Source organism: Streptomyces sp. NPDC031340, assembly GCF_055569945.1.
The window spans coordinates 1-1,641 of record NZ_JBVIIE010000131.1 but is presented as its reverse complement, the minus strand read 5'-3'; the positions used below and the strand labels follow the sequence as shown (position 1 = coordinate 1,641).

Genomic DNA, 1,641 nt, shown 5'->3' with positions numbered 1-1,641 from the left:
TGCGGAGGGCCCGGGGAGATAACGCAGCGAGAAAGTGGTTATACCGGCGGCGAGGACCGAACCCATGACGACCCGGAGCCGGGAGGAATCTCAATGACGATGTCAAGCCGGGACCGGAACTCCGTTGACGCTCGGGGGCTCGGTGTCGAAGGGCCGGTTGTCGCGCAGCAGGGCCCACAGGACGTCGACCAGGCGCCGGGCCAACGCTAGAAGGGCTTGGGTGTGAACGAGTCGCTGGGTGCGTTTGCGCTGGTAGAACGTCCGCGATGGCCCCTCTGTTTTGAGGGAGGACAGGGCGGCCATGAAGAACACGCGCCGCAGCCTGCGGTTGTAGCGTTTGGGTCGGTGCAGGTTGCCGCTGATCCGGCCGGAATCGCGGGGCACCGGTACGAGCCCGGCGTAGGAAGCCAACCGGCCCGGGGTGGTGAACTCGGCCAGAGCGTCGCCGCCGGTATTGACAAGGAACTCGGTGCCCAGGTGGGGTCCCATGCCTGGCAGCGATTCGATGATCGCCGCCTGGGGGTGTTCGCGGAACCGGGTGGTGATCTGTTTGTCGAGGTCTTTGATCTCGCGGTCGAGGTCGAGCAGTTTGGTTGCCAGTCGTTTGATCAGCATGGCTGTGGTGGCTTCGCCCGGCACGGTGATGTCCTGGGTTGCGGCCGCGGCCACTGCTGTTGCAGCCATGGCGTCGATGCCTTTGCGCCAGGCCCCGTTCTCGGTGAGATATGTGCTGACCCCGCTTGTTCCGGCGGCTCGGATCTCGGCCGGGGTGCACATGCCGGCGACCAGTATCAGTGGCGAGCGCGTCGAGTAGTCGAACGCGGCCTCGAGGGCGGGGAAGATCGAGGCGAGCATGGCGCGCAGCTGGTTGACCCCGCGCACCCAGTCGCCCATGAGGTCGGTGCGGTAGCTCGACAGCTGGGTGAGCTCGGCGATCAGGTCGTCGGGCGCGGTCACCGGTTGCAGGTCGGTGCGCATGCGGGCGGTGTCGGCGATGACGCGGGCGTCCTTGGCGTCGGTTTTGCCCTCACCGCGGAACACTCCGGTCATGGTGGCCACCATGCGCCCGGGCACATAGACCACCGACTCGCCGGCGGCCAGCAGCACGGTGATCAACAGTGCGGCCAGTGGACTGATCAGATCGATCGCCCACCGCACCTCGATCCCGGTCTTGCGGGCCCGGTCGATCACCGCCTCGATCGCCCGCTGATCGTTGGCCAGTTTGCCCGACCAGCACACTTTTCCGTTCTCGTCGACCACGCACACATGGTGGCCGACTTTGCCGACGTCGATACCGATCCAGACTTGTTGGCGTTGAGCCACTCTCACACTTCCGTTCAGGCAAGCCAAGCCCGTGGACAACCCCGCCATCAGGTCCCTAACCAGCGACGACTCGCATCAGATCTCAATCAGAGGCCGGAGTGTCCAGCACGGTGGGGCAGCCATTCCTCCGGAGCCACAACAACTGCAAACAGACATCAGCTACACCCCACCGCCCTGGGCATCCAGGGCACCAACCCCAGACACCTACAAACTTAGGGATGCAGACATGAGCGGCGGCGACAAGTATCTGTCCGAACTGGGGCCCGAGGAGCTGCGCGGCCGGAGCGACGACTTGACCGCTGTGCGCGACCGCCTGGT

1 protein-coding gene is annotated in these 1,641 nt (G+C 65.5%); it reads right to left on the bottom strand.

Annotation, left to right across the window (positions count from 1 at the left end; all coding sequences use genetic code 11):
* Positions 1-102: 102 nt before the first annotated feature.
* Positions 103-1,323 (bottom strand): IS110 family RNA-guided transposase, encoded by a 1,221-nt coding sequence (locus ACZ5GT_RS40735; RefSeq protein WP_357777375.1) that lies wholly within the window; start codon positions 1,321-1,323, stop codon positions 103-105.
* Positions 1,324-1,641 lie beyond the last annotated feature (318 nt).